The 26,167-nt window shown below is 64.5% G+C and carries 21 protein-coding genes; 8 read left to right on the top strand and 13 right to left on the bottom strand.

All coding sequences use genetic code 11. From position 1 onward, the window contains the following. Window positions 1-66 precede the first annotated feature (66 nt). From MRBLMA1_RS02365 to MRBLMA1_RS02345, 5 genes are all read right to left on the bottom strand, one after another. Window positions 67-2,067, bottom strand: a complete 2,001-nt coding sequence (locus MRBLMA1_RS02365; RefSeq protein ID WP_363734799.1) for an acetyl/propionyl/methylcrotonyl-CoA carboxylase subunit alpha — start codon at window positions 2,065-2,067, stop codon at window positions 67-69. A gap of 117 nt (window positions 2,068-2,184) precedes the next feature. Continuing rightward, complete coding sequence (bioB, locus tag MRBLMA1_RS02360; RefSeq protein WP_363734798.1) at window positions 2,185-3,195, bottom strand: biotin synthase BioB; 1,011 nt, start codon at window positions 3,193-3,195, stop codon at window positions 2,185-2,187. Beyond that, window positions 3,195-5,348 (bottom strand): methylmalonyl-CoA mutase, encoded by a 2,154-nt coding sequence (scpA, locus tag MRBLMA1_RS02355; protein ID WP_363734797.1) that lies wholly within the window; start codon window positions 5,346-5,348, stop codon window positions 3,195-3,197. Before scpA ends, bioB begins: the two co-directional genes overlap by 1 nt. Window position 5,349: 1 nt before the next feature. Then, window positions 5,350-5,790, bottom strand: a complete 441-nt coding sequence (mce, locus tag MRBLMA1_RS02350; protein ID WP_363734795.1) for a methylmalonyl-CoA epimerase — start codon at window positions 5,788-5,790, stop codon at window positions 5,350-5,352. A 13-nt stretch (window positions 5,791-5,803) separates the two neighbouring features. Then, window positions 5,804-7,336, bottom strand: a complete 1,533-nt coding sequence (locus MRBLMA1_RS02345) for an acyl-CoA carboxylase subunit beta (RefSeq protein WP_133652036.1) — start codon at window positions 7,334-7,336, stop codon at window positions 5,804-5,806. Window positions 7,337-7,457: 121 nt separating this feature from the next. Here MRBLMA1_RS02345 and MRBLMA1_RS02340 point away from each other — a divergent pair, with 121 nt between their 5' ends. Next, complete coding sequence (locus tag MRBLMA1_RS02340; RefSeq protein ID WP_363734794.1) at window positions 7,458-8,873, top strand: helix-turn-helix domain-containing protein; 1,416 nt, start codon at window positions 7,458-7,460, stop codon at window positions 8,871-8,873. Between the two features lie 53 nt (window positions 8,874-8,926). On the opposite strand, the gene MRBLMA1_RS02335 is transcribed toward MRBLMA1_RS02340, so the two are convergent. Further along, on the bottom strand, window positions 8,927-9,823 hold the full coding sequence (locus MRBLMA1_RS02335) for a LysR family transcriptional regulator (RefSeq protein ID WP_363734793.1): 897 nt from the start codon (window positions 9,821-9,823) through the stop codon (window positions 8,927-8,929). 108 nt (window positions 9,824-9,931) lie between these two features. Between MRBLMA1_RS02335 and MRBLMA1_RS02330 the strand changes: the two genes are divergently transcribed. Both MRBLMA1_RS02330 and MRBLMA1_RS02325 read left to right on the top strand, forming a co-directional pair. Then, entirely contained in the window at window positions 9,932-10,717 is a 786-nt protein-coding gene (locus MRBLMA1_RS02330; protein WP_363734792.1) for an SDR family NAD(P)-dependent oxidoreductase, read from the top strand. A gap of 76 nt (window positions 10,718-10,793) precedes the next feature. Next, window positions 10,794-11,507, top strand: a complete 714-nt coding sequence (locus tag MRBLMA1_RS02325; RefSeq protein ID WP_363734791.1) for a 2OG-Fe dioxygenase family protein — start codon at window positions 10,794-10,796, stop codon at window positions 11,505-11,507. Between the two features lie 34 nt (window positions 11,508-11,541). Here MRBLMA1_RS02325 and gor read toward each other — a convergent pair whose 3' ends face one another. Next, entirely contained in the window at window positions 11,542-12,888 is a 1,347-nt protein-coding gene (gor, locus tag MRBLMA1_RS02320) for a glutathione-disulfide reductase (protein ID WP_363734790.1), read from the bottom strand. A gap of 91 nt (window positions 12,889-12,979) precedes the next feature. Further along, window positions 12,980-14,485 (bottom strand): glucose-6-phosphate isomerase, encoded by a 1,506-nt coding sequence (pgi, locus tag MRBLMA1_RS02315; RefSeq protein WP_363734789.1) that lies wholly within the window; start codon window positions 14,483-14,485, stop codon window positions 12,980-12,982. A 459-nt stretch (window positions 14,486-14,944) separates the two neighbouring features. Between pgi and lepB the strand changes: the two genes are divergently transcribed. The 3 genes from lepB (at window position 14,945) to era (ending at window position 17,418) form a co-directional block, all read left to right on the top strand. Beyond that, entirely contained in the window at window positions 14,945-15,769 is an 825-nt protein-coding gene (gene lepB / locus MRBLMA1_RS02310; RefSeq protein ID WP_133652043.1) for a signal peptidase I, read from the top strand. Continuing rightward, complete coding sequence (rnc, locus tag MRBLMA1_RS02305; protein WP_363734788.1) at window positions 15,724-16,437, top strand: ribonuclease III; 714 nt, start codon at window positions 15,724-15,726, stop codon at window positions 16,435-16,437. Before lepB ends, rnc begins: the two co-directional genes overlap by 46 nt. Before the next feature lie 72 nt (window positions 16,438-16,509). Further along, window positions 16,510-17,418: a GTPase Era gene (gene era, locus MRBLMA1_RS02300; RefSeq protein WP_363734787.1), complete on the top strand. Its 909-nt coding sequence runs from the start codon at window positions 16,510-16,512 to the stop codon at window positions 17,416-17,418. Between the two features lie 66 nt (window positions 17,419-17,484). On the opposite strand, the gene topA is transcribed toward era, so the two are convergent. The 3 genes from topA to plsY form a co-directional block, all read right to left on the bottom strand. Continuing rightward, on the bottom strand, window positions 17,485-20,073 hold the full coding sequence (gene topA / locus MRBLMA1_RS02295; RefSeq protein WP_363734786.1) for a type I DNA topoisomerase: 2,589 nt from the start codon (window positions 20,071-20,073) through the stop codon (window positions 17,485-17,487). Between the two features lie 117 nt (window positions 20,074-20,190). Then, window positions 20,191-21,273: a DNA-processing protein DprA gene (gene dprA / locus MRBLMA1_RS02290; protein ID WP_363734785.1), complete on the bottom strand. Its 1,083-nt coding sequence runs from the start codon at window positions 21,271-21,273 to the stop codon at window positions 20,191-20,193. Further along, window positions 21,270-21,884, bottom strand: a complete 615-nt coding sequence (gene plsY / locus MRBLMA1_RS02285) for a glycerol-3-phosphate 1-O-acyltransferase PlsY (RefSeq protein ID WP_363735379.1) — start codon at window positions 21,882-21,884, stop codon at window positions 21,270-21,272. The genes dprA and plsY overlap by 4 nt, the downstream gene beginning before the upstream one ends. Window positions 21,885-22,073: 189 nt before the next feature. Between plsY and murI the strand changes: the two genes are divergently transcribed. Further along, the gene (gene murI / locus MRBLMA1_RS02280) at window positions 22,074-22,877 is read left to right on the top strand and encodes a glutamate racemase (protein WP_363734784.1); all 804 of its coding nucleotides are present in this window, start codon (window positions 22,074-22,076) and stop codon (window positions 22,875-22,877) included. Between the two features lie 154 nt (window positions 22,878-23,031). Continuing rightward, a complete protein-coding gene (gene hemA, locus MRBLMA1_RS02275) occupies window positions 23,032-24,252 on the top strand; it encodes a 5-aminolevulinate synthase (protein WP_363734783.1) in 1,221 nt (406 codons plus the stop codon). A gap of 18 nt (window positions 24,253-24,270) precedes the next feature. Here the strand turns inward: hemA and MRBLMA1_RS02270 are convergent, their stop codons facing one another. Both MRBLMA1_RS02270 and MRBLMA1_RS02265 read right to left on the bottom strand, forming a co-directional pair. Further along, window positions 24,271-24,918, bottom strand: coding sequence for a class I SAM-dependent methyltransferase (locus MRBLMA1_RS02270; protein WP_363734782.1), 648 nt, complete (start codon window positions 24,916-24,918; stop codon window positions 24,271-24,273). After that, a complete protein-coding gene (locus MRBLMA1_RS02265; protein WP_363734781.1) occupies window positions 24,918-26,135 on the bottom strand; it encodes a DUF3419 family protein in 1,218 nt (405 codons plus the stop codon). The genes MRBLMA1_RS02270 and MRBLMA1_RS02265 overlap by 1 nt, the downstream gene beginning before the upstream one ends. Between the last annotated feature and the right edge of the window lie 32 nt (window positions 26,136-26,167).

The following is a 26,167-nucleotide window of genomic DNA, read 5'->3' as shown; positions in this document are numbered from 1 at the left end:
TCGCTCGCAATGCCGGCGGTGGAAAAGTCGAGAGGCGCATCCCGACTTTCCCTTGGCGCCGCCCGATTATTCCAGTTCCAGGATGATCGCATCCACCGGCAGGCTTTCGCCCTGCGCGGCGGACACGCTCTTGATCACGCCCGCCTTCTGCGCGCGCAGGATATTCTCCATCTTCATCGCCTCGATCACGGCAAGCGGCTGGCCAGCCTCGACCTTGTCCCCTTCCCGGACGTTCAGCGCGACCAGAAGGCCGGGCATCGGACAGATCAGGAAACGCGACAGGTCTGGCGGGATCTTCTCGATCATGTGCCGGGCATGCACCGCGGCATGGGCGGGCAGGATGCGCAGCTTGTGGCTGGCGCCATGGACGGTCAGCACAAAGCCCGACCGCACCGGCGCGATCTTCACCGCCAGTTGCTCCTCGCCGAACTCCGCCTCGATCAGCCGGTCGCCGGGCGTATATTCCAGCGCCAGTTCCATGGCTTCGCCGTCGACCGTGACGTCATCGCCGTTGATCACGACATCGTGGATCGCGTCACCGATCTTCACCTGCCAATCGGTCGGCGGAGACAGGCGCTTGCCCAACTGCCCGTCGATCCGCCGCGCCCGGTCCGCCTGCGCCATCGCGGCGAAGGCACCGATGGCCGACAGGCGCTTCAGCAGCGTTTCGGAAGCCGGAGCGCCGGTGAACCCCTCCGGATATTCCTCCGCGATGAAGCCGGTGGTGATGTTGCCCGAACGGAAGCGTTCATGCTGCATCAGCGCGGAGACGAAGTCGATATTGTGCCCCGGCCCCTCGATCTCGAACTGGTCCAGCGCCGCGATCTGCTTGTCGATGGCCTCCAGACGGGTCGGCGCCCAGGTGATCAGCTTGGCGATCATCGGGTCGTAGAACATGCTGACCTCGCCGCCTTCGACCACGCCGTCATCCACGCGGACCAGCGCGCCCGTTTCGTCCGCACCCGTTTCAGGCGGATTGTAGCGGATCAGGCGGCCGGTCGAAGGCAGGAAGCCACGATAGGGATCCTCCGCATAGACGCGGTTCTCGATCGCCCAGCCGTTGATCTTCACATCCTCCTGGCGGAAGGACAGTTCCTCGCCATTGGCGACGCGGATCATCTGCTCGACCAGGTCAAGGCCGGTGATTTCTTCCGTGACCGGATGCTCCACCTGCAGGCGGGTGTTCATCTCCAGGAAGTAGAATCCGTCGCCGGTCTTGTCCGCGCCTGACACGATCAGTTCGACCGTACCCGCGCTGAAATAGCCGACCGCGCGGGCCAGGGCGACGCACTGCTCGCCCATCTTCCTGCGCATTTCAGGGGATACGAAGGGCGAAGGCGCTTCCTCCACCACCTTCTGGTGGCGGCGCTGGATCGAACATTCGCGTTCGTTGAGGTAGACGATGTTGCCGTGCTGATCGCCCAGTATCTGGATTTCGATATGGCGCGGGCTTTCGATGAACTTCTCGATGAAGACGCGGTCGTCGCCAAAGCTGTTGAGACCTTCACGCTTGGTCGCCTCAAAGCCCTCGCGCACGTCCTGCTCGCTATAGGCAAGGCGCATGCCCTTGCCGCCGCCGCCGGCCGAAGCCTTCATCATCACCGGATAGCCGATCTCGTTGGAGATGCGGACGGCATGCTCCGTATCCTCGATCACGCCGACATAGCCCGGAACCACATTGACGCCCGCGGCCTTGGCGAGTTTCTTGGACTCGATCTTGTCGCCCATCGCGGCGATGGCATTGGCGGGCGGCCCCACGAAGATGATGCCCTCGGCGTCGAGCGCCTTGCGGAAGCTCTCACGCTCGGAAAGGAAGCCATAGCCCGGATGCACCGCGTCCGCGCCGGTCGCCTTGCAGGCTTCGATAATCTTGTCGGCCAGCAGATAGGACTGGGCAGCAGGCGGCGGGCCGAGATGCACCGCCTCATCCGCCATCAGCACATGGGGACTGCGCGCGTCCGCATCCGAATAGACCGCCACGGTCTTGATGCCCATCTTCCGCGCCGTGCGGATGACGCGGCACGCAATTTCGCCACGGTTCGCGATCAGGATCTTGGTGATTGCCATCTATGTCCTCGGCTTCCGCTCTTTATGTATGATCTCTAAGGAAAACGATTGTCTGGATAGTCCAAAGGACAAGGATGAAGGTGAAGAAGCCGCCGATTAACAGCGGCAGCCTCTTTCTCACTCCGCCGCTTCCAGATGCCCATGCGGCTGCGCCATCATCGGTGTCAGCCCAAGCTTGGAAAGCAGCGCACTATCCTTGTCGTCGCCAGCGTTCGCCGCCGTCAGCAGCTTGTCGCCGGTGAAGATGCTGTTCGCGCCCGCCATGAAGCACAGCGCCTGACACGCCTCGCTCATGCTTTCGCGACCTGCCGAGAGCCGCACCATCGACTGCGGCATGACGATACGCGCCACGGCGACGGTGCGGACGAACTCCACCTCGTCGATCTTCGCGAGCGGCGTGTCCTTCAGCATGTCGCCCAACACCGTACCCTCGACGGGAACCAGCGCATTGATCGGCACGCTCTCAGGGTGGGGCATGGTGGCCAGGGCATGCAGGAAGCCGATCCGGTCGCTCCGCGTCTCGCCCATGCCGACGATCCCGCCGCAGCACACATTGATGCCTGCATCGCGCACATTTTCCAGCGTCTCGATCCGATCCTCGAAGGTCCGGGTGGTGATGACGTTGGCGTAATTTTCCGGCGAAGTGTCAATATTGTGATTATAATAATCCAGCCCCGCATCCGCGAGCTGCTTCGCCTGGGTCGACGACAGCATGCCCAACGTCATGCAGGTTTCCATGCCCATCTGGCGAACGCCCTTCACCATTTCGATGAGCTTGGGCATGTCCCGTTCCTTGGGATTGCGCCACGCAGCGCCCATGCAGAAACGGCCCGAACCATGGTCCTTGGCCTGCGCCGCCGCCTGGAGCACGGCCTGCACGTCCATCAGCTTGGTGGCCTTGAGGCCGCTTTCCGCCTCGGTCGACTGGCTGCAATAGCCGCAATCCTCCGGGCAGCCGCCCGTCTTGATCGACAGCAGGGTCGACAACTGCACTTCATTGCTCGGAAAATTCGCCCGGTGGATCGACTGCGCCTCGAACATCAGGTCGTTGAAGGGCAGGTCGAACAGCGCGGCGATCTCGTCGCGGGTCCAGTCAGTGCGGCCAAGGACTTTGGCAGTGAGTGTCATTATGCGACTTCCTCCAGCCCCGCCGGGGGCATGTTGTGGCCGAGGAGGCGCAGCACATCTGCGGCGCATTCCACGACGTTGGAGCCCGGTCCATAAATCCCCTGAACGCCCGCGTCACGGAGGAAGTCATAATCCTGCGGCGGAATGACCCCGCCCGCGATCACTTTGATGTCGTTCCGACCCTTTTCCCGAAGCTGCCGGATGAGTTCGGGGATCAGCGTCTTGTGCCCCGCGGCCAGCGACGAAGCCCCCACCACATCGACGCCGCTGTCGAGCGCCAGCACCACCGTTTCCTCCGGCGTCTGGAACAGCGGACCCGACACGATGTCGAAACCCATGTCCCCAAAGGCGGACGCGATCACGTTGGCGCCCCGGTCATGGCCGTCCTGCCCCATCTTGGCGATAAGGATCTTCGGCTTGCGACCGAGGCGCCGCTCGACGGCCTGCACCCCGTCAAGTACCTGTTTCCAGCGGCTGTCCTGCGCATAAGGCTCGGCATAGACGCCCTTCACCGGCGTCGGCACCGTGCCGTAACGGTTGAAGCTGTCCTCCATGGCGGAGGAGATTTCGCCCAGCGTGGCACGCGCCCGCGCCGCTTCGACCGCATGGGCAAGGAGGTTGTTCTCGATCGACTGCGGCCCGGCCGCCGCTGCACGCAGCGCATCCAGCGCGGCCTGACACGCAGCCTCGTCGCGCTCCGCCTTCACCCGGTTGATGCGCGCGATCTGCGCCTCGCGAACCTTGGTATTGTCGACCTCCAGCGTTTCCAGCAGGTCCTCGTTCGCCAGGCGATATTTGTTGACGCCGACGATCACGTCCTCGCCCAGGTCGACCCGCGCCTGACGGGCAGCGGCGGCGGTCTCGATCATCGCCTTGGGCCAGCCGGCGCCCACGGCCTTCGCCATGCCGCCCTCGGCCTCGACGCGGTCGATGATCTCCTGCGCCGCGTCGACCAGTTGCTGGGTCAGGCTCTCGATATAATAGCTGCCGCCCAGCGGATCGACGACATTGCACATGCCGGTCTCTTCCTGGATGACGATCTGCGTGTTGCGCGCGATGCGGGCCGAAAAATCCGTCGGCAGCGCGATCGCCTCGTCCAGCGCATTGGTGTGCAGCGACTGCGTGCCGCCCAGCATCGCCGCCATCGCCTCGATGGTGGTGCGCATGACGTTGTTATAGGGGTCCTGCTCGGTCAGCGACACGCCCGACGTCTGGCAATGGGTGCGCAGCATCTTGCTGCGCTCGTCCTTCGCGCCCAGCTTCGTCATGACCCGATGCCACAGCACGCGGGCAGCGCGCAGCTTGGCGATCTCCATGAAGAAGTTCATGCCGATGGCGAAGAAGAAGCTCAGCCGCCCCGCGAACTTGTCGATATCGAGGCCCGAAGCCACGCCATAGCGCACATATTCCGCACCATCCGCGATGGTGAAGGCCAGTTCCTGCACCTGCGTCGCCCCAGCTTCCTGCATATGATAGCCGGAGATGGAGATGCTGTTGAACTTGGGCATCTCGCGGCTGGTATAGCCGAAAATGTCCGAAATGATACGCATGCTCGGTTCAGGCGGGTAGATATAGGTGTTGCGGACCATGAACTCCTTGAGGATGTCGTTCTGGATGGTCCCGTCGAGCAACTTGCGCTCGACCCCCTGCTCCTCGCCCGCGACGATGAAGAAGGCGAGGATCGGGATCACCGCGCCGTTCATCGTCATGGAAACCGACATCTGGTCGAGCGGAATGCCGTCGAACAGGATCTTCATGTCCTCGATCGTGTCGATCGCCACGCCAGCCTTGCCGACGTCGCCGACGACGCGGGGATGGTCGCTGTCATAACCGCGATGGGTGGCAAGGTCGAAGGCGACGCTGAGCCCCTTCTGCCCCGCCGCCAGATTGCGGCGATAGAAGGCATTGGATTCCTCTGCCGTCGAGAAGCCCGCATATTGCCGGATGGTCCAGGGGCGCCCCGCATACATGGACGCGCGCACCCCGCGCGTGAACGGTGCGAAGCCGGGCAGGCCCGGATCGACGGTCACGTCCTCGGCCGTGTAGAGCGGCTTCACCGTGATACCTTCCGGGGTATGCCAGTTCAGATCCTTGCCCTTCACCTCCTTGGCGGCGGCGGCGGCCCACTGGTCCAGCGTCGGCTTCTCGGTCATATCAATGCGCGCCCTCTTTCGGCGTTTCCATGATTTCAGTGAGCACCCCGTTCATATCCTTGGGGTGGACGAAGAAGATCAGCGTCCCATGCGCGCCGATGCGCGGCTCGCCGAGCACCTTCTTGCCCAGCTTTTCGAACCAGGCCTTGGCTTCATGAATGTCGGGCACTTCATAGCACATATGATGCTGCCCACCGGCCGGGTTCTTGGCGATGAAGCCGTGGATCGGGCTGTTCTCGCCCAAAGGCTCGATCAGCTCGATCTGCGTGCCCGCCGTGCCATTTTCGCCCGGCGTATCGACGAAGCACACCTTCACGCCCTGGGCGGGCAGGTCGAACGGCTCGTGCGTCAGCGTCGCGCCCATGACGTCGCGATAATAGGCCAGCGACGCTTCCAGCGAGGGGGTGGCAACGCCGATATGGTTCAAGCGACCGAGTTTCATGACTGCCCTCTCCTCAGAGCGGAATATTGTCGTGCTTCTTCCACGGGTTTTCGAGGCTCTTGTTGCGCAGCTTGCGCAGGCCCAGAGCGATCCGCTTGCGGGTGGAGTGCGGCTGGATCACCTCGTCGATGAAGCCCTTGCTCGCCGCCACGAAGGGATTGGCGAAGCGGTCCTCATATTCCTTCGTCTTCTCGGCAATCTCTTCCGGCGTCTTGCCGCGGAAGATGATCTCCACCGCGCCCTTCGCGCCCATCACCGCGATCTCGGCGGTCGGCCAGGCATAGTTGAGGTCGCCGCGCAGATGCTTGGAGGACATGACGTCATAGGCGCCACCATAGGCCTTGCGCGTGATGACGGTGATCTTCGGCACGGTCGCCTCGGCATAGGCGAACAGCAGCTTCGCGCCATGCTTGATGATGCCGCTATGCTCCTGCGCCGTTCCCGGCAGGAAGCCCGGCACATCGACAAAGGTGACGATCGGAATCTCGAACGCGTCGCAGAAGCGCACGAACCGCCCGGCCTTCTTGGACGAGTTGATGTCCAGCACACCCGCCAGCACCATCGGTTGGTTGGCGATGATGCCGACCGTCTTGCCCTCGATCCGCCCGAAGCCGCAGAGGATGTTGCCTGCATGCGCTGGCTGCACCTCGAAGAAATCGCCCTCGTCCACCACCTTGCGGATCAGCTCATGCATGTCATAGGGCTGGTTCGCATTGGCCGGGATCAGCGTGTCCAGGCTTTCCTCGATCCGGTCCCACGGGTCCGCACTCGGCCGTTCCGGCACGGGTTCCTTGTTGGACGCCGGCAGGAAATCGACGAAGTCGCGCACCGCCAGCAACGCCTCGATGTCATTTTCGAACGCCACGTCCGCCACGCCGGACTTGGTCGTATGCGTCACCGCGCCGCCCAGTTCCTCCTGCGTCACCACCTCGTTGGTGACGGTCTTGACCACGTCCGGGCCAGTCACGAACATGAAGCTGCTGTCTTTCACCATGAAGATGAAGTCCGTCATGGCAGGCGAATAGACCGCACCGCCCGCGCACGGCCCCATGATCACGCTGATCTGCGGCACTACGCCCGAAGCCAGCACGTTGCGCTGGAAAATCTCCGCATAGCCCGCCAGCGATGCCACGCCTTCCTGGATGCGCGCGCCGCCCGAGTCATTCAGGCCAATGACAGGGGCACCGACCTTCAGCGCCATGTCCATGATCTTGCAGATCTTCATCGCGTGCCGTTCCGACACCGCGCCGCCATAGACGGTGAAATCCTGCGAAAAGACGTAAACCAGCCGGCCGTTGATCGTGCCCGATCCGGTGACGACGCCATCGCCGGGGATATGCTGCCCATCCATGCCGAAGTCGATGCAGTTATGCTCGACATACATGTCCAGCTCTTCGAAGCTGTCCTCGTCCAGCAGCACGTCCAGCCGTTCTCGCGCGGTCAGCTTGCCCTTGGCATGTTGCGCGTCGATGCGGCGCTGTCCGCCACCCAGACGGGCGGCCTCCCGCTTGGCTTCGAGCTGTTCGATAATGGCGAGCTTCGACATATCTGGCTTTTCTCCGGCGTGTCGCGGACGTCTATGTCCGCCCCATTTCAATCTTTCCGCATTTTCGCAAATGCAATTTTGCCAATTTGCAAATCGCGATTTTGCAAATTATGGACGATCCATGGCTCGTGGCAATCGAATCTTCGCAGGTCCGCGCCTGCGCCAGCTCCGCCTGGACCATCGCATGGACCAGTCGACCATGGCGCATGCGCTCGGCATATCGGTATCCTATCTCAGTCAGCTTGAGAATGACGACCGCCCCCTGACGGCGAAGGTCAAGGCGGCCGTCGCCAGCGCCTTTCCCACTGACTGGGCCAGCTTCGACAGCCGGGAGGAGGAGCAGCTTCTTGGCGCCTTCACCTTCGCCCTTGCCCATCCCGAACTGCCCGGCGTCCCGATGGAGCCTGAACGGATCGAGAAGCTGCACCTGCAATTCCCCGAATTCGCGGCGCGCTATGTCGACCTGTACAATGCCCATATGCGCGCCAATGAACGCATCAACATGATCGAGGAGGCGATCGCCAACGACCATGCGGTGCAGGCCCGCCTCCCCTGGGAGGCGGCGCGCGACTGGTTCCACGAAGCGGGCAATTACGTCCATGTCCTGGACTGCCTGGCGGAGGACATGGCTGCCAGCTTCACCGCCGGCCAGACGCTCGACGAAGGCATGCTGGTGGAGGCGCTCGCCCGTCGCCACGGCATTGAAACGCTGATCGCGGAAACGCCGGATTCCGCTCTCCGCTCCTATACCAGCAGCGAAAAGCGGCTGTTCGTGAACGCCGCCCTCCCGACCGAGAGCCGCAAGTTCATGCTCGCCCATCAATTGACGATGCTGGAGGGGCAGGCCGTGATCGCCGACGTCGTCAACAAGGCGGCATTGCCCGTCCCCGGCGCGGACCGCCTGCTCGCCATCGGCCTTGCCAACTATGCCGCGGGGGCGCTGCTGATGCCCTATGCGCCCTTCCGCGAAGCCGCTCGCGAAGTGCGCCATGACATAGACCGCCTCGCCCGCCGCTTCGGCGTCAGCTTCGAACAGGCCTGCCATCGCCTCTCGACGCTGCAACGGCCCGGCCTGCGGGGCATCCCCTTCTTCTTCTGCCGTGTCGACATGGCCGGCAATATCACCAAGCGCCATAGCGCCACCCGATTGCAGTTCGCCCGCTTCGGCGGCGCCTGTCCGCTCTGGAACGTCCATGAAGCGGTGGCGGTCCCCGACCGGATCAACGTGCAGCTCGGCGAAACGCCCGACGGGGTCCGCTATGTGTCCATGGCGAAGGGGCTGGTGAAACCCTCCGGCAGCTACAGCCGCACGCCGCGCCGCTTCGCCGTCGTGCTGGGCTGCGAAATCGCGCACGCCGCCAATTTCGTCTATGCCGACGGCCTGCAGCTGGAGGTGGAGGGCGCGGCGACCCCCATAGGCGTTACCTGCCGCCTCTGCCCCCGCCAAAGCTGCGACCAGCGTGCCTTCCCACCGGCCGACCGACCAATCCGCGTAGATCCCGACAACCGCCAGATCGTGCCCTACTGGATTGGCTAGAGCGATTTCCAGGCATCGCTGCTTAAGAAAGGGAATCCAGATCGAAGCCCGCTCTAAACCGGCAGTTCCAGCTCTTCCTCCAGAAAGTCTAGAAAGGCCCTCAGCCGCGCCGCCAGCCGGTCCTGAGCGGAATAGAGGGCGTGAATATCCTCGCCGTCGCCCGTGCTGAAATCGCCCAGCACCTCGACCAGCCGACCTTCCCGCAGGTCGGCGGCGACGTGGAACCGCCCGTGCCGCGCTATGCCGCCGCCCGCGATCGCCATCTGCCGAACGACCTCGCCGGAATTGCCGAAGAAGCGCCCCTGTACCGGCCGCATCACCGTGCGCCCCCCGATCCGGAACGCCCAGCTGTCCACCGACCTGCGAAAGCTGAATTGCAGGCAGTCATGCCCTTCAAGATCGTCGGGCGTGCGCGGTGTGCCCCGCTCAGCCAGATAGGCGGGACTGGCGACCAGCACCATGCGGCTGTGCCCCAGCTTCTTCGCCCGCAACCGCGTGTCGCGCAACGGTCCGATCCGGACGGCGATGTCGGCCCTCTCCTCCACCAGGTCCACCACCGCGTCGGATAGCGCCAGATCGACCGTCACCGCCGGATGCCGCGCCAGAAACCGGGGCAGGATCGGCAAGAGGCAGTGGATGCCGAAGGATACGGAGGCATTCACCCGCAACAGCCCTCGCGGTCCCTGGTCCTCCTGCCCCAGCCTGCTTTCGACATCGGTCATTTCCGCCATCAGGGCGGTCATCCGGTCCCGATAGGCCGCGCCTTCCATGGTCAGCGCCAGGGATCGCGTTGTCCGCCGCAGCAAGGTGACGCCAAGACGCTGCTCCAGCCGCGCGACGCTTCGGCTGACGGCGGACGGGGTCAGCCGCAATGTCCGGGCGGCGGAGGCAAGGCTGCCCTCCTGCGCCACGGCCAGAAATGTCTCTATGTCCCCGAAGCGGTTATCCATATGCCACTCATGATCCTGAATCACTTCTATAGTGAAGATGATCATTCTAATCATCAATGACTGCTTCTCCTATCTCTGCGCCCAACCACGCAAGACAGGAGTTGCCCCATGGATCTGAAACTCAGCGGCAAGACCGCGCTCGTCACCGGATCGACCGCCGGAATCGGCTTTGCCATAGCCAAACGCCTTGCCGAAGAAGGTGTCGAAGTCGTCATCACCGGCCGCAACCAGGACAAGCTGGAGGAGGCCGCCGCGCAACTCGCCCAATCGGGCAGGATCCGGCCGATACTGGCCGACGCAGCCACGGCCGCCGGCGCAGCCACCCTTGTCGAGGCCGCGCCCGATATCGACATCCTCGTCAACAATCTGGGCATCTATGAGGCCAGGCCCTTCACCGAAATTTCGGATGAGGACTGGCATCGCTTCTTCGAGGTCAATGTGGTCAGCGGCGCGCGCCTTGCCCGCCATTATTTCCCCCGCATGCTCGACCGGAACTGGGGCCGCATCATCTTCATCGCCAGCGAAAGCGCATTGGTGATCCCAGGAGAGATGATCCATTACGGCATGACCAAGACGGCCCAGCTCGCCATCGCCCGCGGCCTTGCCGAACAGACCCGGGGCACCGGCGTGACCGTCAATTCCGTCCTCCCCGGCCCCACCCGGTCGGAAGGGATAGTCGATTTCATCCAGTCCGTAGTCGACAACAAGGACGCGCCGGAGGCCGATCGCGAGGCGGAGTTCTTCCGGACGATGCGTCCGCTCTCCCTCATCCGCCGTTTGATAGAGGCGGACGAGATCGGATCGATGGTCGCCTATCTCGCCAGCCCGCTCGCTGCCGTCACCAACGGCGCCGCCATAAGGGCGGAGGGCGGGATCGTTCCGACGATCGCCTGAGCCCGGGAACATGCGGCAATCCTGAATGCGGGAACTGGCCCTGTCGCTCGTCCGTCCGTTCCGTTAGGAAAGATGGATGCGCGACACGGACATATTGGCGGACACCGCCCTTAGGCAGCAACTGGAGGCCGCCGGCTTCGCGCGCCTGGACGGTTCCCGGCTGTTCGGGCAGCTCGCGATCGCGGCGGACCACTGGGCAGCGCTCGTACGCAGCTGGAACGATCTTGGTCCCGACCTCTACATGGCGGACGGCGGTCGCTACCGCCGCCGCCGCCACGCGACCTTCGCCTACGACCAGGGCCGGTTCACGCGCAAACCGCATCAGCCCCATTTCCAGAGCCGCGACTATAATCCGCTGAACGGCGACGTGCAGCGCTGGTTCGATCCCGTGGAACAGGCCACGATCGACAATGGCGCGATGCGTTCCATCTTCGCCTTCTGCGCGCACAGCTTCCCGCTCGCCGGGCCGCAGCATGTCGAAATGCATCAGTTCCGTATCGAGGCAAGCCTGGCGGAGGCAGGCCGCCCGACGCCGGAGGGCATGCACCGCGACGGCGTGGACTGGGTGTTCGTGATGCTGGTCGACCGCCGCAATGTCGGCGAGGGCGTGACCCGGATCGGCGCTCCCGACGGCCAGCCGCTCGGCGAATTCACCCTGGCGCAGGCGGGCGATGCCGTACTGATCGACGACCACCGCATCCTGCATGGCGTCACTGAGATCCATGGCGTCGATCCGGCGCAACCGGCCTGGCGCGACGCGCTGGTCCTGACCTTCGTGGCGGAGGGCTGAACCCGTCCGGGCAGCCCGTCCTCCGCTCCCGATCCTATTTCAGCAGCACCAGTTCCTCGGCCATGCTCGGATGCAGGGCAACCGTGTCGTCGAACTGCTGCTTGGTAAGGCCCGCCTTCACCGCAATCGCGGCCGCCTGCAATATTTCCGGCGCATCCGGCCCGATCATGTGCAGCCCGACCACGCGATTGGTGGTCGCATCCACCACCATCTTGTAGAGCGCCCGCTCGTCCCGCCCGGCCAGCACGTTCTTCATCGGCCGGAAGTCGGACGTGTAGACCTTCACCGTGCCCAGCTTGTTCTTCGCCTGCGCTTCGGTCAGGCCGACGCCGGCCAGCGGCGGATGGCTGAACACGGCGGAGGGGATGCAGCTGTAATCCACCGTGCGCGGATTGTCCCCGAACACCGTGTCCGCAAAGGCATGCCCCTCGCGGATCGCCACCGGCGTCAGTTGCATCCGGTCGGTGACGTCGCCCACCGCATAGATGCTCTCGCAGCTCGTGCGGCTATATTCATCGACCTTGATCGCGCCCTTGTCGTTCAACTCGACCCCGGCATTTTCCAGGCCCAGCCCATCGACATGCGGCTTGCGCCCGGTCGCGAAGACCAGCAGGTCGCAGGCGACGGGATCGCCGTTCCTGAACCGGACGCATAAAGTGCCGTCCTCATTCTTCTCGATCTTCTCCATCTCCGCATTGAAGCGGAAATTAATCCCCTTCATCGTCGATATCTGGAGCAATCGGTCGCGGATCTGCTCGTCATAGCCGCGCAGCAGCGTGCCCGATCGGTTGACGATCGTCACATAGCTGCCGAACTGGTGGAAGATGCCGGCAAATTCATTGGCGATATAGCCCCCGCCGACGATCACGATCCGCTTGGGGCATTCCTCCAGATGGAACACCTCGTTGGACGTCACGCCATGCTCCGCGCCCTCGATATCGGGAATGATGGGCCAGGCGCCGGTGGAAATGAGGATATGTTTCGCGCTCACCTGCCGCCCGCTGGCGAGCTTCACGCCATGCGGCCCGGTGATCGTGGCGCGTTCCGCGATCAGCTCGACCTTGTGGCTGTCGAGCGTGTTCCTGTAGAGCCCCTCCAGCCGGTCGACATCCGCCAGCACATTGTCGCGCAGCGTCGTCCATTCGAAACCGCAGTCGGGCACGTTCCAGCCGAAACGCCGCGCATCCTTCAGGTCCTCGGCAAAATGCGCGCCATAGATGAGCAGCTTCTTGGGCACGCAGCCGCGAATGACGCAGGTGCCGCCGACGCGATATTCCTCGGCCACGGCGACCTTTGCGCCATGTGCTGCGGCCACCCGAGACGCCCTGACCCCTCCCGATCCCGCACCGATGACGAAAAGGTCGAAGTCGTAATTGCTCATTCATCCCTCCGCTGGACTGGGCCCGCATATGGAGCTTCGCCAGCGGAGTTACAAATGCTTCTTGCTTCCCGAAACCGGAAAGACCCGATCGTCAAACACCGCCCAGCGCGATGTCGATAAGCGCCATGGTCGAGGGATCGAACCCCCTCGGCCCCTCCGCCTCGATGGACCTGGCAATCTCCTTGCCCAGTTCCACCCCGAACTGGTCGAAGGGATTGATCCCCATCAGCACCGCATTGGCAAAGGTCCGATGCTCGTAGAAGGCGATCAGGGCGCCCAGCACCTCCGGCGTCACGTCATTCAGCAGGATCGTGGTCGAAGGACGATTGCCGGGATAGGCCCGTGCCGGATCGGCCGCATTGTCCTTGCCCCGCATCAGGGCCGCGCCCTGGGCAAAGCAGTTCACCAGCAGCGCGCGGTGATGCGCGGGATCAAGCGCATGGCCCGGCTCGATCGAGGCGATGAATTCGACCGGCGTCAGGATCGTACCCTGGTGCAGCAACTGGAACACCGCATGCTGCGCGTCCGTGCCGACGCCGCCCCAGGTGATCGGCGCCGTGGGACCGTCCACCGGCTGGCCGTCCCGCGTCACGCTCTTGCCGTTGCTCTCCATTTCCAGTTGCTGGAGATAGGAGGGCAGCAGCCGCAACCGCTCGTCATAGGCGAACAGCGCGCGCGTCTGGCAACCCAGCACCCGTGCATAATATTGATCGACAAAGGCCGCGATCAAAGGCGCATTGGCCTTGGGATCGGACAGGCGGAAATGCCGGTCCATCGCCGCCGCCCCTTCCAGCAGGCTCTCGAAAGCGTCCCAGCCCAACGCCAGCGCCGCCGGAAAACCAATGGACGACCACAGCGAATAACGCCCGCCCACGCTTTCGGCAAAGGGCAGCACGCGGGTTTCGTCCACGCCCCATTCGATCGCCCGGTCCGGCGCCGCCGTCAGCGCGATCACCCGGCCATAAGGGTCTTCCACGCCCGCCTCGACCATCCAGTTGATCGCGCTCGCCGCGTTCAGCATGGTTTCGGTCGTGGTGAAGGTCTTGGACGCCACAGCGATCAGCGTCGCTTCCGGGTCGAAACGCGAAATCGCCCGTTCCATGGCGGTGCCGTCCACATTGGAGACGATCGCGACATCGTAGCGCGCGCCGTCCCCGCCCAAGGCGTCGATGATCAGGTCGGGGCCCAGCGCCGATCCGCCGATGCCGATGTGCAGGATGTGCCGGATCGGCCCCAGCGCCTCGCCCTCGATCGCATCGATCAGCGCGCGCATCCGCGCATGGAACATCTTGGCCCGCACCACGCTGTCCGCATTGCCCTCGCCCCGCTCGGCGGGATGTTCGGCGGCGCGCCCTTCCGTGTTGTTCACCGCCTCGCCCGCGAACAGGGCGTCACGCTGCGCGGCAAAGCCCTGTTCCTCCGCCAGCTTCAGGAAACCGTCGAACAATTCGTCGGTCAGGTGCGTCTTCGACCAGTCGAAGCGGATCGGCCCGTGCGTCAGGGTGAATTTGCTCAACCGGTCGGGATCGGTCGTGAAGATGGACTTCAGATCAGCCTGGGGAAGAGCCGAAAGCGCTGCCAGTGCAGGGCTGGGCATTGGGAATATCCTCTTGTTTCGCTGTTGGTCGACACCGACGCTGCACCTGTCGATTCTTGCCATCCTAGCCAAGTCGTTCCGCTATTGCACCGTCAAGCAGGAAAAATCAGGCGGCAAGGGTCTATCGGGTGACGATCTCCCGGTCGTCGAAAAAGGTTGCCTTTCATAGGATGACGAACCGAAAAATGGCGGTTTTTCGTGCAGCATAGGAACATCGGAAGCGCGGCAAATCATCATGTGCGGGCCGTCAGCGCTGAATGGCGATCCATCCTGGAGCATCGTGCGCAGAAGCGGGAACCGGTTTTGCGCAAAAACGATGCGACATCAAAAGAATAGAACGCGCTGGATGAGTCGGATTTGACGCGACGCGCTCTAGCGCGCTTGACGGCGGCTTTACTAACCCGCAAAAGCCGCGACGGCCTGTTTTCAGGGCGAAATGAAGGAAAAGACGACCAAAGCATGAGCGCAAAATCCGAAACGCGGGATTTCCTCTGGTTTCTCGCAAAGCTGGCGGTGTTCGTCTTCGTCCTTCGCAGCTTCATCGTATCGCCCTTCAACATCCCGTCGGAATCGATGCAGCCGCGCCTGCTGATCGGGGATTATCTGCTGGTGGCGAAATGGCCCTATGGCTATTCGCGCTATTCCCTGCCCTTCGGCATCCCGCTGATCCCCGGCCGCATCTTCGCATCCACGCCCCATCGCGGCGACGTGGTGGTGTTCAAGGCGCCGCCAAACCAGAAGAACGACTATATCAAGCGCGTCATCGGTCTGCCCGGCGACATGATCTCGGTACGCGGCGGCACCGTCTATCTGAACGGCCAGGCGATTCCCAAGCAGAAGGTGGCCGACCTCGTCATACCCGTCACCCCCAATATGGTCGACGCGGCGGAAAAGGAAGGCAGTCCCTCCCCCTGCTACCGCCCGAAGTTCGAGGAAGCCGCACCCGATGGCGGGCGCCAGTGCCGCTATCCCCAATATCGGGAGACACTGCCGGGCGGCAAAAGCTACAATGTGCTTGACCTGGTGCCGGACGGCGCGGCCGACGACCGCGACACGGTGGTCGTGCCGGAAGGCCATCTCTTCATGATGGGCGACAATCGGGATCGCAGCGCGGACAGCCGCTTCCCGGCGGTCGAAGGCGGCGGCATCGGCCTTGTGCCGGAGGAAAATCTGGTGGGGAAGGCGATGGTCTCCGTCTTCTCGACCGACGGCAGCGCGAACTGGCTGCTGCCCTGGACATGGTTCACCGCCGCGCGCTGGAGCCGGATCGGGGAAGGCTTTTGACGAAACCGGACACCGAAGGCTGGCTCAAGACCCTGATCGGCCGCACGCCGCGGGATCCGGCCGCCTTCGATCAGGCGCTGACCCATGGCAGCGCCAGTGCGGTGAATTACGAACGGCTGGAATTTCTTGGCGACCGCATACTCGGCCTGCTGGTCGCAGAATGGCTCTATGACCGCTTTTCCGGCGAACCGGAAGGCAAGCTCTCCCGCCGCTTCAACGCCCTGGTATCGGGCGAGACCTGCGCCGACGTCGCCCGCAGCGCCGGGGTTCCCGCTCATCTGGTGCTGGGAAAGCAGGCCCGCGACGATGGCGCGGCGGACAGCGACAATGTCCTGGGCGACGTCATGGAGGCGCTGATCGGCGCGCTCTATCTGGAAGGCGGGCTGGAGGAAGTCCGCGCCTTGGTTCGCCGCCTCTGGGCCGACCGCGTCGATACCCAGGCGAGCGCGCCCAAACACCCCAAATCCGCTCTTCAGGAATGGGCGGCCGCCAACAAGCGCAAGCCGCCGGAATATGCGATGACCGACCGCTCCGGCCCGCACCACGCCCTGAAATTCACGGTCACCGTCAGCATCAGGGGCGCGGGCGAGGCAAGCGCATCGGGCGGTTCCAAGCAGGAAGCGGAAACGGCGGCGGCAAAGGCCCTGTTGGAAAAGCTGGGCGGCTGATCCTGTCCCAAAGCCTGATTTTACGGTAGGAAAGAAGCCCGGCGAAAGGCGCCGGGTGAACGGAGTTCTTGTTTGACGATCGATCTCGACAATCAACGTTGCGGCGTAATCGCCATCGTCGGCGCCCCCAATGCGGGCAAATCGACGCTGGTAAATGCCCTTGTCGGCCAGAAAGTGGCAATTACCAGCCCCAAGGCGCAGACCACCCGGACCCGCGTCATGGGCGTCGCGATCGAGGGAGCGGCACAGATGGTGCTGGTCGACACGCCCGGCATCTTCGCGCCCAGACGCCGGCTGGACCGCGCCATGGTGCAGGCCGCCTGGGGCGGCGCGCAGGGCGCTGACCTGATCGCGCTGGTCGTCGACGGCAAGGCCGGGCTGGGCGCCAAGATGGAACCGATCATTTCCGCCCTCGCCGCCCGCCCGGAAAAGAAATGGCTGATCCTCAACAAGGTCGATATCGCCATCAAGGAAAAGCTGCTGGTCCACACCCAGAAGCTCTATGAGCAGCTCGATATCGCCGAGACATTTTTCGTCAGCGCCGCCACCGGCGATGGCCTTCCCGAACTCAAGGCCGCCTTTGCCAGGGCCATGCCGGAAGGCCCCTGGCATTTCCCTGAGGATCAGGTTTCCGACGCCACCGATCGCATGCTGGCCGCCGAGATCACCCGCGAACAGCTCTATCACCAACTCCATGCCGAACTGCCCTATGCCGCCGCAGTGGACACCGAAAAATATAGCGAGCGCGAGGACGGTTCGGTCGAAATCCACCAGCAGATACTGGTCGGCCGCCCCAGCCAGCGCGCGATCGTGCTGGGCAAGGGCGGTCAGCGCCTCAAGGAAATCGGATCAAAGGCGCGCGCCGAACTGGCCAGCCTGCTGGGCGTCAAGGTCCATCTCTACCTCCACGTCAAGGTGAAGGAGGATTGGGAGGATGACCGCTTCATCTACCGCGACATCGGTCTGGATTGGGTGGAGTGAATCCATCCAATAATGCGACGTGCTCCTGCGCGGGCAGGAGCACGTCGCGCCTCGCTTGAAGGATGGCTATTCCGCCGCCACCTTCTTCTTCGCAGGCGCCTTTTTCGCAGCAGGCTTCTTGGCCGCACCCTTTTTCGCCGGAGCCTTCTTCCCCTTCTTCGCCGGCGCCGCCGCAGCCCGCGCGTCGATCAGCTGCGCCGCCTCCTCCAGCGTCAAGGAATCCTGCTCGATCGTCTTGGGCAAGGTCGCATTGGTCGTGCCATCGGTCACATAAGAGCCATAGCGCCCCGCCATCAGCTTGATCTCGGCCTCCGTGCGCGGATGCTTGCCAAGCACCTTCAACGGCTCCCGCGAGGAAGCCCCCCGTCCGCCCTTGTTCGCCGCGTCGGCCAGCTTGGCGACGGCGCTGTTCATCCCCACCTCGAAAATCTCGGCGGTCGATGACAGGCGGCCATATTTGCCGTCATGCAGCAAATAGGGGCCGAAACGCCCGATATTGGCCACGATCGGCTTGCCCGTCTCCGGATGCAGCCCGACCTCGCGGGGCAGGCTCAACAGCTTCACGGCCCAATCCAGCGTCATCTCGCCATCGGGCAGGTCCTTGGGAATGGAACCGCGCTTGGCCTCCTTCCCCTCGCCCATCTCGATATAGGGGCCGAAACGCCCGGATTTCCGGACGATGTCCTGCCCGGTCTCCGGATGCTTGCCCAGCACCTCCGGACCCGTATCCTCGTCGCCTTCCTTGCCGCCCGGCTGGCCGAACTTCCGCGTATATTTGCACTCGGGATAGTTGGAGCAGGCAATGAACGCCCCAAAGCGTCCACCACGGAGCGCCAACTGCCCGTCGCCGCACATGGGGCAGGCGCGCGGATTGCTGCCGTCGGCCCTGGGCGGAAACAGCATCGGCTCCAGGAACTTGTCCAGCTCCGCCGTGATGTCGGACGGCTTCTGCTCCATCACCTCGGCGGTCTTCGGCTTGAAGTCGCGCCAGAAGGCTTCCAGCACCGCCTGCCACTGGGCGCGGCCGCCGGAAATATCGTCCAGTTCTTCTTCCAGCCCCGCGGTGAAGTCATAGGAGACATAGCGTTCGAAGAAACGCTCGAGGAAGGCCGTCACCAGCCGCCCGCTCTCCTCGGCGAAGAAGCGGTTCTTCTCCACCCGCACATAGTCGCGGTCCTTGAGCACCTGAAGCGTGGAGGCATAGGTGGACGGACGCCCGATCCCCAGTTCCTCCAGCTTCTTGACCAGCGACGCTTCCGAATAACGCGGCGGCGGCTGGGTGAAATGCTGCTCCGCCGTCACTTTCTTCTTCGCCGGCGCGTCGCCCGCGACCATGCGCGGCAGCAGCTTGCTGTCATCCTCCTCGGCATCGGCGGAGGCCTGTTTGCCGGAGCCGCGCTCTGGATCGTCACGGCCCTCTTCATAGAGCGCCAGGAATCCCGGGAAGATCACCACCTGACCCGTGGCGCGCAGCCCATGTTGCCCGGTCGCATCCACCAGATCGACGGTGGTCCGCTCCATGCGCGCCGAAGCCATCTGGCTTGCCAGCGCCCGCTTGAAGATCAGGTCGTAAAGCCGCGCATGATCGCCCGAACCGACCTTTTCACGACCAAATTCGGTCGGACGGATGGCTTCGTGCGCTTCCTGGGCATTCTTGGCCTTGGTCTGATATTGGCGCGGCTTTTCGGGCAGATAGCCGCCGTCATAGCGCTCCGCGATCGCCTTGCGCGCGGCGGAAATGGCGCTGCCGTCCATCTGCACGCCGTCGGTACGCATATAGGTGATCGCGCCGTCCTCATAGAGCTGCTGCGCGACCCGCATCGTATGGCTGGCCGAGAAGCCGAGCTTGCGCGCCGCCTCCTGCTGGAGCGTCGAGGTCGTGAACGGCGGCGGAGGGTTGCGCGAAACCGGCCTGGTCTCGACCTTCTCGACGGTGAAGCGCCCCGCCTCCACATCCGCCTTCGCGGCCATGGCGTCGCCTTCCCTGCCGATGGTCAGCCGGTCGATCTTCTCCCCGCGCCACCTGACGAGCCGGGCGGTGAAGCCCTGTCCGCCCTGCTCCATCTCGGCCGCGACGGACCAATATTCCTGCGGCACGAAACTCTCGATCTCGCGTTCGCGCTCGACCACCAGCCGCAACGCCACCGACTGCACGCGCCCCGCCGACTTGGCGCCCGGCAACTTGCGCCACAGCACCGGCGACAGGGTAAAGCCCACCAGATAATCCAGCGCCCGCCGCGCCCGATAGGCGTCGATCAGATCCTCGTCCAACGCGCGCGGCTGCGCCATCGCGTCCGTCACCGCCTGCTTGGTGATCGCGTTGAAGGTGACGCGGTCGACCTTCTGCGGCAGCGCCTTCCTGGCGCGCAGCACCTCCTGCACATGCCAGCTGATGGCCTCCCCTTCGCGATCAGGGTCAGTCGCCAGGATCAGGCGCGTCGCCTTCCTGGCTTCATCGGTTATGGCTTTCAGCTGCTTGCCCTTGTCGCCATAATTTTCCCAACTCATGGCAAAGCCGTTGTCGGGGTCCACCGACCCGTCCTTCGGCGGCAGGTCGCGAATATGCCCATAGCTGGCCAGCACGTGGAAATCGCCGCCCAGATATTTTTCGATGGTCTTCGCCTTGGCCGGCGATTCAACGATGACAAGTTGCATTCATGCCCCGGTTCAAATTGTCTCTCACGTACACGCGCGAGTCTGAAAGCTGTTTTGGCCCCCCGTCAACCCGCCGCGATGCAGCGGGCATCCGAACATGCGGCATAACGCTCGCGCTCAGGACAGGCTGACCTTTCCCCCCGCATGCCGCTCCAGCCGCGCTGCAAGCTCCAGTTCCAGCAGCACCGTCTGCACGACCGCGGGGCCAAGGCTGGACAAGCGGATCAGTTCGTCCACCGGCACGGGCGCCGGACCCAGCAGCGCGACGATCGACGCCCGCTCCCGATCGGCCACGTCGCCCGACGGCGGCTCGCCCGAAAAATCGCTTCCCGGCTGGCGAACCATGCGCGGATCGATGGCCCCGATCGCCTCGATCACGTCGGCCGCGCTCTGGATCAGCACCGCGCCCTCCCGAATCAGCTGGTTGCATCCCTGGGCGCGGGGATCGAGCGGGGAACCGGGCACGGCCATGACCTCCCGCCCCGCCTCGCCCGCCAGCCGCGCCGTGATCAGCGAACCGGACCTGGGCGCCGCCTCGACGACAACGGTGCCCCTCGCCAGCCCGGCGATGATCCTGTTGCGCGCCGGAAACTGCCGCGCCAGGGGCAGCGTGCCCGGCGGATGCTCGGTGACCAGCAATCCTTCCTCCGCCAACCGCTCCTGCAACTCGGCATTTTCAGGCGGAAAGGCGATGTCGATGCCGCAGGCGATGACGGCGATGGTGCCGCTTTCCAGCGCGCCCTGATGCGCGGCGGTGTCAATTCCCCGCGCCAGCCCCGAAACCACCACGGCGCCTCGCTGCCCCAGTTCCTGCGCCAGCGTTCGGGCGAAACGGCATGCCGCGGCGGAGGCATTGCGCGCGCCCACCATCGCCACGCATTCGCGCCCCGCCAGCGACACATGCCCGCGCACGATCAGCGCCGGCGGCGCGCCTTCCATCTGGTCCAGCAGGAAGGGATAATCGGCATCGCCGATGATGAGATAGCGCGCGCCAGCCGCCCGGCTGCGCGCAATTTCCTGTTCGACGATCTGCGCGTCGATGATGCTCGCCTTGCCCCCGCCCCGCGCCGCCATGTCCGGCACGGCGCGCAAGGCCTCTCCCGCCGTGCCGAAGCGCGCCATCAACTGGCGGAATGTCACGGGGCCGATGCGCGGCGAACGGATCAGGCGCAGGCGGTTGAACCGCTCCTGCTCGCTCATTCCCCGGCCACAGCCTTTTTCGAAGCACCGACCTTCGGCTCCGTCCCCCTGGCAAGCCGCGCGATATTCGCCCGATGCCGCCATAGCACGATCAGCGCGAGCGCCAGCGCGACGGGAACCAGGTCGATCCGGCCAAAACAGCACATGGCGACAGGCGCGCTCACCGCCGCCGACATGCCGCCGACGGAGGACCATTTCGTCCCGAATAGCGCCCCCAGCCACACGACCGCGAAGACGATTCCCGCCGGCCAGTACAGCGCCGTCACCACGCCCATCATCGTCGCCACGCCCTTGCCACCGGCAAAACGGAGCCAGACCGGATAGCAATGGCCGATAAAGGCCATGGCGCCCGCCATCGGCCCACCGCCCTCGATCAGCGCCGAACCGATCAGCACCGCCGCCGCGCCCTTCAGCAGGTCGAGCAGCAGCGTCGCCGCCGCCAGCCCCTTGCGCCCCGTCCGCAGCACATTGGTCGCGCCGATATTCCCCGACCCGATCTTGCGCAGGTCGCCCGCGCCGGTGACGCGCGTCAGCAGCAGGCCGAAGGGAATGGAACCCAGCAGATAACCGATCAGCAGGACGAATGCGGGAAGTAGCCAGGGAGGAGTCATGATCTCGCCATTATGGTTGCGGCGCGACCATAGCGTTCCCGGCGCGCCGGGCAACCCTTGGAGGGGCGCCTTGCACACACCGGAACCCGGCCTGGGCAGCCGCCCGATGAAAGGCCGCCCGTTGACAGCCCAGCCGTTGACAGGCCGCCCGTTGACAGGAATGCCGGACGTCGCGACATATCGGGCATAATGACCGTCGCACCCCATGCACCCCTGCTGTTCTTCGATTCCGGCGTCGGCGGGCTTTCCATCCTTGGCCCGGCACGCGCCGCACTGCCCAACGCGCCGGTCGTCTATGCGGCCGACAGTGCAGGATTCCCCTATGGAACCAAGAGCGAGGCGGAAATCGCCGCCCGCGTTCCCGCCCTGCTGGGCCGGCTGGTGGAACGATACCGCCCGCGACTGGCCGTCATCGCCTGCAACACCGCCTCCACCATCGCGCTGCCGGCGGTGCGCGCGGCGCTCGACATTCCCGTCGTCGGCACGGTGCCGGCGATCAAGCCCGCCGCCCTGCTGTCCCAAAGCCGCGTCTTCGGCGTGCTTGGCACGGACGCCACGGTGCGCCAGCCCTATGTCGACCGGCTCGCGGCCGAACATGGCGCCGATTGCACGGTCCTGCGCCATGGGTCGGCCGCGCTGGTCCAGCTTGCCGAGGCGAAATTGCGCGGCGAACCGCTCGATCCCGCCATAGCGCGCGACGCGCTGGCCGGCCTGCTCGATCAGCCCGGCGGCGACAGGATGGACATAGTGGTCCTCGCCTGCACGCATTTTCCGCTGGTAGAGGCCGAACTGGCCGCCGCATCGCCGCGCCCGCTCCGCTTCGTGCATGGGGGTGAGGGCATTGCGCGCCGCATCGCCTACCTGACAGTGGGGCAGGAATGGCCGTCCGCCCCGTCCCCCGGAACAGCGCTGTTCACGCGGCTGGACCAGGGCGTCGAACCTCTGCGCGCCGCGCTTGCCGGCTATGGGCTGCAGCGGATGGAGGGCCTTTGAAACGGGTGGACCTTTGGTCCAATCGCAAGCCTTTCTATCAGTGTGATAGGTAATTCTCCCTAAGGCTGCGAACGTTTATCACTGGTAATGGGCGGACACAGCAGGTAAATGCCCCTCGAAAGAGGGGAAGCGGGAATAGGGACTGGGCTTTCAGGTGAACTACAAGCACATCTTCACGCAGGCGATCGACCGGCTGCATAGCGAAGGCCGTTATCGCGTTTTCATCGACATCCTGCGCAACAAGGGCGCCTTCCCCAACGCCCGCTGCTTCCACGGCCATAATGGGCCAAAGCCCATCACCGTCTGGTGTTCCAACGACTATCTCGCCATGGGCCAGCACCCCAAGGTCGTCGCCGCGATGGAAGAGGCGCTGCACGATGTCGGCGCAGGCTCCGGCGGCACCCGCAATATCGGCGGCAACACCCATTATCATGTGGATCTGGAGGCGGAACTGGCCGACCTGCACGGCAAGGAAGGCGCGCTGCTGTTCACTTCGGGCTATGTCTCGAATGAAGCGACGCTCTCTACCCTCGCCCGGATCCTGCCCGGCTGCATCATCTTCTCCGACGAACTGAACCACGCCTCGATGATCGCGGGCATCCGCAATTCGGGCTGCGAAAAGCGCGTCTTCCGCCACAATGACGTCGACCATCTGCGCGAACTTCTCGCCGCCGAAGATCCCGACGTGCCCAAGCTGATTGCCTTTGAAAGCGTCTATTCGATGGACGGCGACGTCGCCCCGATAGCGGCGATCTGCGACCTGGCGGACGAATTCAACGCGCTCACCTATCTGGACGAGGTTCATGCAGTCGGCATGTACGGCCCGCGCGGCGGCGGCATTTCGGAACGCGATGATGTCGCACATCGTCTGACCATCATCGAAGGCACGCTGGGCAAGGCGTTCGGCGTCATGGGCGGCTATATCGCCGCCGACCAGATGATCGTGGACGTGATCCGCAGCTATGCGCCGGGCTTCATCTTCACCACCTCCCTCTCCCCGGTACTCGTGGCCGGCGTGCTGGCCAGCGTGCGCCACCTCAAGCAGTCGAGCGAGGAACGCGAAGGCCAGCAGGCGTCCGCCGCGACCCTGAAGCGCCTGATGGCCGAAGCCGGCCTGCCGGTCATGCCATCGGTGACGCACATCGTCCCGCTGATGGTGGGCGATCCGGTCAAGGCGAAGCGGATCAGCGACATTTTGCTCGCGGAATATGGCGCCTATGTGCAGCCGATCAATTACCCCACCGTGCCGCGCGGCACGGAACGCCTGCGCTTCACGCCGGGACCGGCGCACAGCGAAGCGATGATGCGCGAACTGGTCGATGCCCTGGTGGAAATCTGGGATCGTCTGGAACTGGAATTCAGGAAGGCGGCCTGAACGGTCACCTTCCAAGATTCACAGCCGGATCAACCTGCCCCTGACCGCATAGCCCCGATACAGGCTCCGGCTATGCGGAAAGCCGCCCAGGTCCGCCGCCACTCTTCCGATCGCCTGCCCCAGTCCCGCCCGCGGCGACACATGGAATCGGGCGAGCCATCCGAACAGGGCGCGCCTCCAGAAGCCCGGCAGATCATCCTGTTGCCCGAAATCGACAAATTCCAGCCTGCCGCCCGGCGCCACGCACCCTGCGGCCTGCCGCAAAGCGCTTTCCCAATCCGGTATCATCGACAGCGCATAGCTGATGAACACCCGCTCGAACCGCTCCCGCCCGAACAGCGCCCCTGCATCGAAAGCGCAGGCATCGCCCTGCGCCAGCACGACGCGATCCGCCAGCCCCGCCTTCATCACGGCCTTCCGCGCCGTCTTCAGCATCGCTTCGGATATGTCGACCCCGTAAAGCCGCGCTTCCGGCCAGGCCTTGCCCACGGCGATCAGGTTGCGCCCGGTGCCGCAACCAATCTCCAGCACCGCCCCACCGGCCGGCGGGGTCAGATCGGCAATCAGAGCATCGCGCCCCAGCAGGTAGAATTTGCGGGAAAGGTCATAAATATGCCGCTGGCGCCGATAGACGCTGTCCATCAGCCCCCCATGCCCGCCCGTCATCACGCGTCGCCCAGCACATAGAGGTGGACGCCGCCATAGATGGCCGAACGATCCCGCGCCGTATAGTCGCGTGATTCCCCGGCCCGATAGACCCAGCGCGCCAGCAACGCGTCATCGACCCGGCCCGGCAGGATGCTCGGCTCGCCCGCCGTCCGGAACAGCACCCGCGCACCGGGCCTGGCCGTCCGCGTGATCTGCGCCCAGAGCGCATTCAACTGTGCATCATCCATCCAGTCCTGCGCGTCGAGCAGGATGTAGCGATCCGCCGACCCGGCTTGCTGCGACGCCAGGAAGTCGGTGAAATTCCCATGCCGGACGTCCACCCGCCCGGCCCGTTCCACCACGGCTGCATGGTTCGCCGCCTGCAAATAGGGCGGCAAGGGGCCAGTCCCGCCGGCATAACCGCGTCCAAAGGCCTGCACCGCAAAATAGTTGTCCTTGAGGTCGAAACCGCAGGCCAGCTTCTCCAGCCGCGCCTTCAGCACGCTGTCCATCCGCTCGTCCCCGGCCAGCGCCTCATATTGCGCGGGCGGAATGCCAAGGCCGAAGAGCGAAGCAGGCTGGCTCGTCAGCCACCGCATGAACGCGCTGTCGAACACCGGCACCAATTCTGTTTCGAAGATCGCCCGCTGCTCCTCGCGCGACTTCGCGTCCAGCATCCGGCGCGGATCGACGCCATGCAGCCGCGCCAGCAGATGTGCCGCACCGATAAAGCGCCCGAGCAGCCCATGCCGGTAGATCCCCCGCGCAAAGCCGCCGATCCGCCGACGCCCGATGAAATCCCGCCCTTCCCAATAGCGCCGCGTCGCATCGTCCAGCACAGGCGCGACGAAGGCGCGATAAGCCGCCACATTCTCCTTGCTGTCCGCCCTGGCGAAGAAGCGATGGAACGCCTCATGGTCGGGCAGCGCCTGCGCCGCCGCCAGCTTCAGCCGGTTGAGCGCGATATGCGCGGTGTTAAGGTCGACCGCGGTGATCCTCGCGGGATTGGCCGTCAGATAGCTCAGGACATTGCACCCGCCCGAAGCGATGGTGACGACATGGCTGTCCGGCCCGATCGCCAGCGCTTCCATGTCGACCTGCGGATCTTCCCAGATCTGCGCGTAGACAAGGCCCCGGAAGGCGAAGGTGAAGGCCCGCTCCAACAACCCCTGCCTTGACAGATGCCGATGCCGGTGCACCGCGCGTATAACATTCTGGTGAGCCGTAGATGCCATGTGCCGCGCCTCCTCGCCATCGGTCGTCCGGG

The sequence above is a fragment of the Sphingobium sp. LMA1-1-1.1 genome (assembly GCF_040676365.1).
In the GTDB taxonomy this organism is placed as follows: domain Bacteria; phylum Pseudomonadota; class Alphaproteobacteria; order Sphingomonadales; family Sphingomonadaceae; genus Sphingobium.
Note: the sequence above shows the minus strand (reverse complement) of the source record. Positions and strands in the feature narration are given on the sequence as shown.

What these genes read in the sequence shown, in the direction of transcription:
- MRBLMA1_RS02365 (WP_363734799.1), bottom strand. Translation starts at nt 2,067, where the DNA reads ATGGCAATCACCAAGATCCTGATCGCGAACCGTGGCGAAATTGCGTGC.
- bioB (WP_363734798.1), bottom strand. Translation starts at nt 3,195, where the DNA reads ATGACACTCACTGCCAAAGTCCTTGGCCGCACTGACTGGACCCGCGAC.
- scpA (WP_363734797.1), bottom strand. Translation starts at nt 5,348, where the DNA reads ATGACCGAGAAGCCGACGCTGGACCAGTGGGCCGCCGCCGCCGCCAAG.
- mce (WP_363734795.1), bottom strand. Translation starts at nt 5,790, where the DNA reads ATGAAACTCGGTCGCTTGAACCATATCGGCGTTGCCACCCCCTCGCTG.
- MRBLMA1_RS02345 (WP_133652036.1), bottom strand. Translation starts at nt 7,336, where the DNA reads ATGTCGAAGCTCGCCATTATCGAACAGCTCGAAGCCAAGCGGGAGGCC.
- MRBLMA1_RS02340 (WP_363734794.1), top strand. Translation starts at nt 7,458, where the DNA reads ATGGCTCGTGGCAATCGAATCTTCGCAGGTCCGCGCCTGCGCCAGCTC.
- MRBLMA1_RS02335 (WP_363734793.1), bottom strand. Translation starts at nt 9,823, where the DNA reads ATGGATAACCGCTTCGGGGACATAGAGACATTTCTGGCCGTGGCGCAG.
- MRBLMA1_RS02330 (WP_363734792.1), top strand. Translation starts at nt 9,932, where the DNA reads ATGGATCTGAAACTCAGCGGCAAGACCGCGCTCGTCACCGGATCGACC.
- MRBLMA1_RS02325 (WP_363734791.1), top strand. Translation starts at nt 10,794, where the DNA reads ATGCGCGACACGGACATATTGGCGGACACCGCCCTTAGGCAGCAACTG.
- gor (WP_363734790.1), bottom strand. Translation starts at nt 12,888, where the DNA reads ATGAGCAATTACGACTTCGACCTTTTCGTCATCGGTGCGGGATCGGGA.
- pgi (WP_363734789.1), bottom strand. Translation starts at nt 14,485, where the DNA reads ATGCCCAGCCCTGCACTGGCAGCGCTTTCGGCTCTTCCCCAGGCTGAT.
- lepB (WP_133652043.1), top strand. Translation starts at nt 14,945, where the DNA reads ATGAGCGCAAAATCCGAAACGCGGGATTTCCTCTGGTTTCTCGCAAAG.
- rnc (WP_363734788.1), top strand. Translation starts at nt 15,724, where the DNA reads ATGGTTCACCGCCGCGCGCTGGAGCCGGATCGGGGAAGGCTTTTGACG.
- topA (WP_363734786.1), bottom strand. Translation starts at nt 20,073, where the DNA reads ATGCAACTTGTCATCGTTGAATCGCCGGCCAAGGCGAAGACCATCGAA.
- dprA (WP_363734785.1), bottom strand. Translation starts at nt 21,273, where the DNA reads ATGAGCGAGCAGGAGCGGTTCAACCGCCTGCGCCTGATCCGTTCGCCG.
- plsY (WP_363735379.1), bottom strand. Translation starts at nt 21,884, where the DNA reads ATGACTCCTCCCTGGCTACTTCCCGCATTCGTCCTGCTGATCGGTTAT.
- murI (WP_363734784.1), top strand. Translation starts at nt 22,074, where the DNA reads ATGACCGTCGCACCCCATGCACCCCTGCTGTTCTTCGATTCCGGCGTC.
- MRBLMA1_RS02270 (WP_363734782.1), bottom strand. Translation starts at nt 24,918, where the DNA reads ATGACGGGCGGGCATGGGGGGCTGATGGACAGCGTCTATCGGCGCCAG.
- MRBLMA1_RS02265 (WP_363734781.1), bottom strand. Translation starts at nt 26,135, where the DNA reads ATGGCATCTACGGCTCACCAGAATGTTATACGCGCGGTGCACCGGCAT.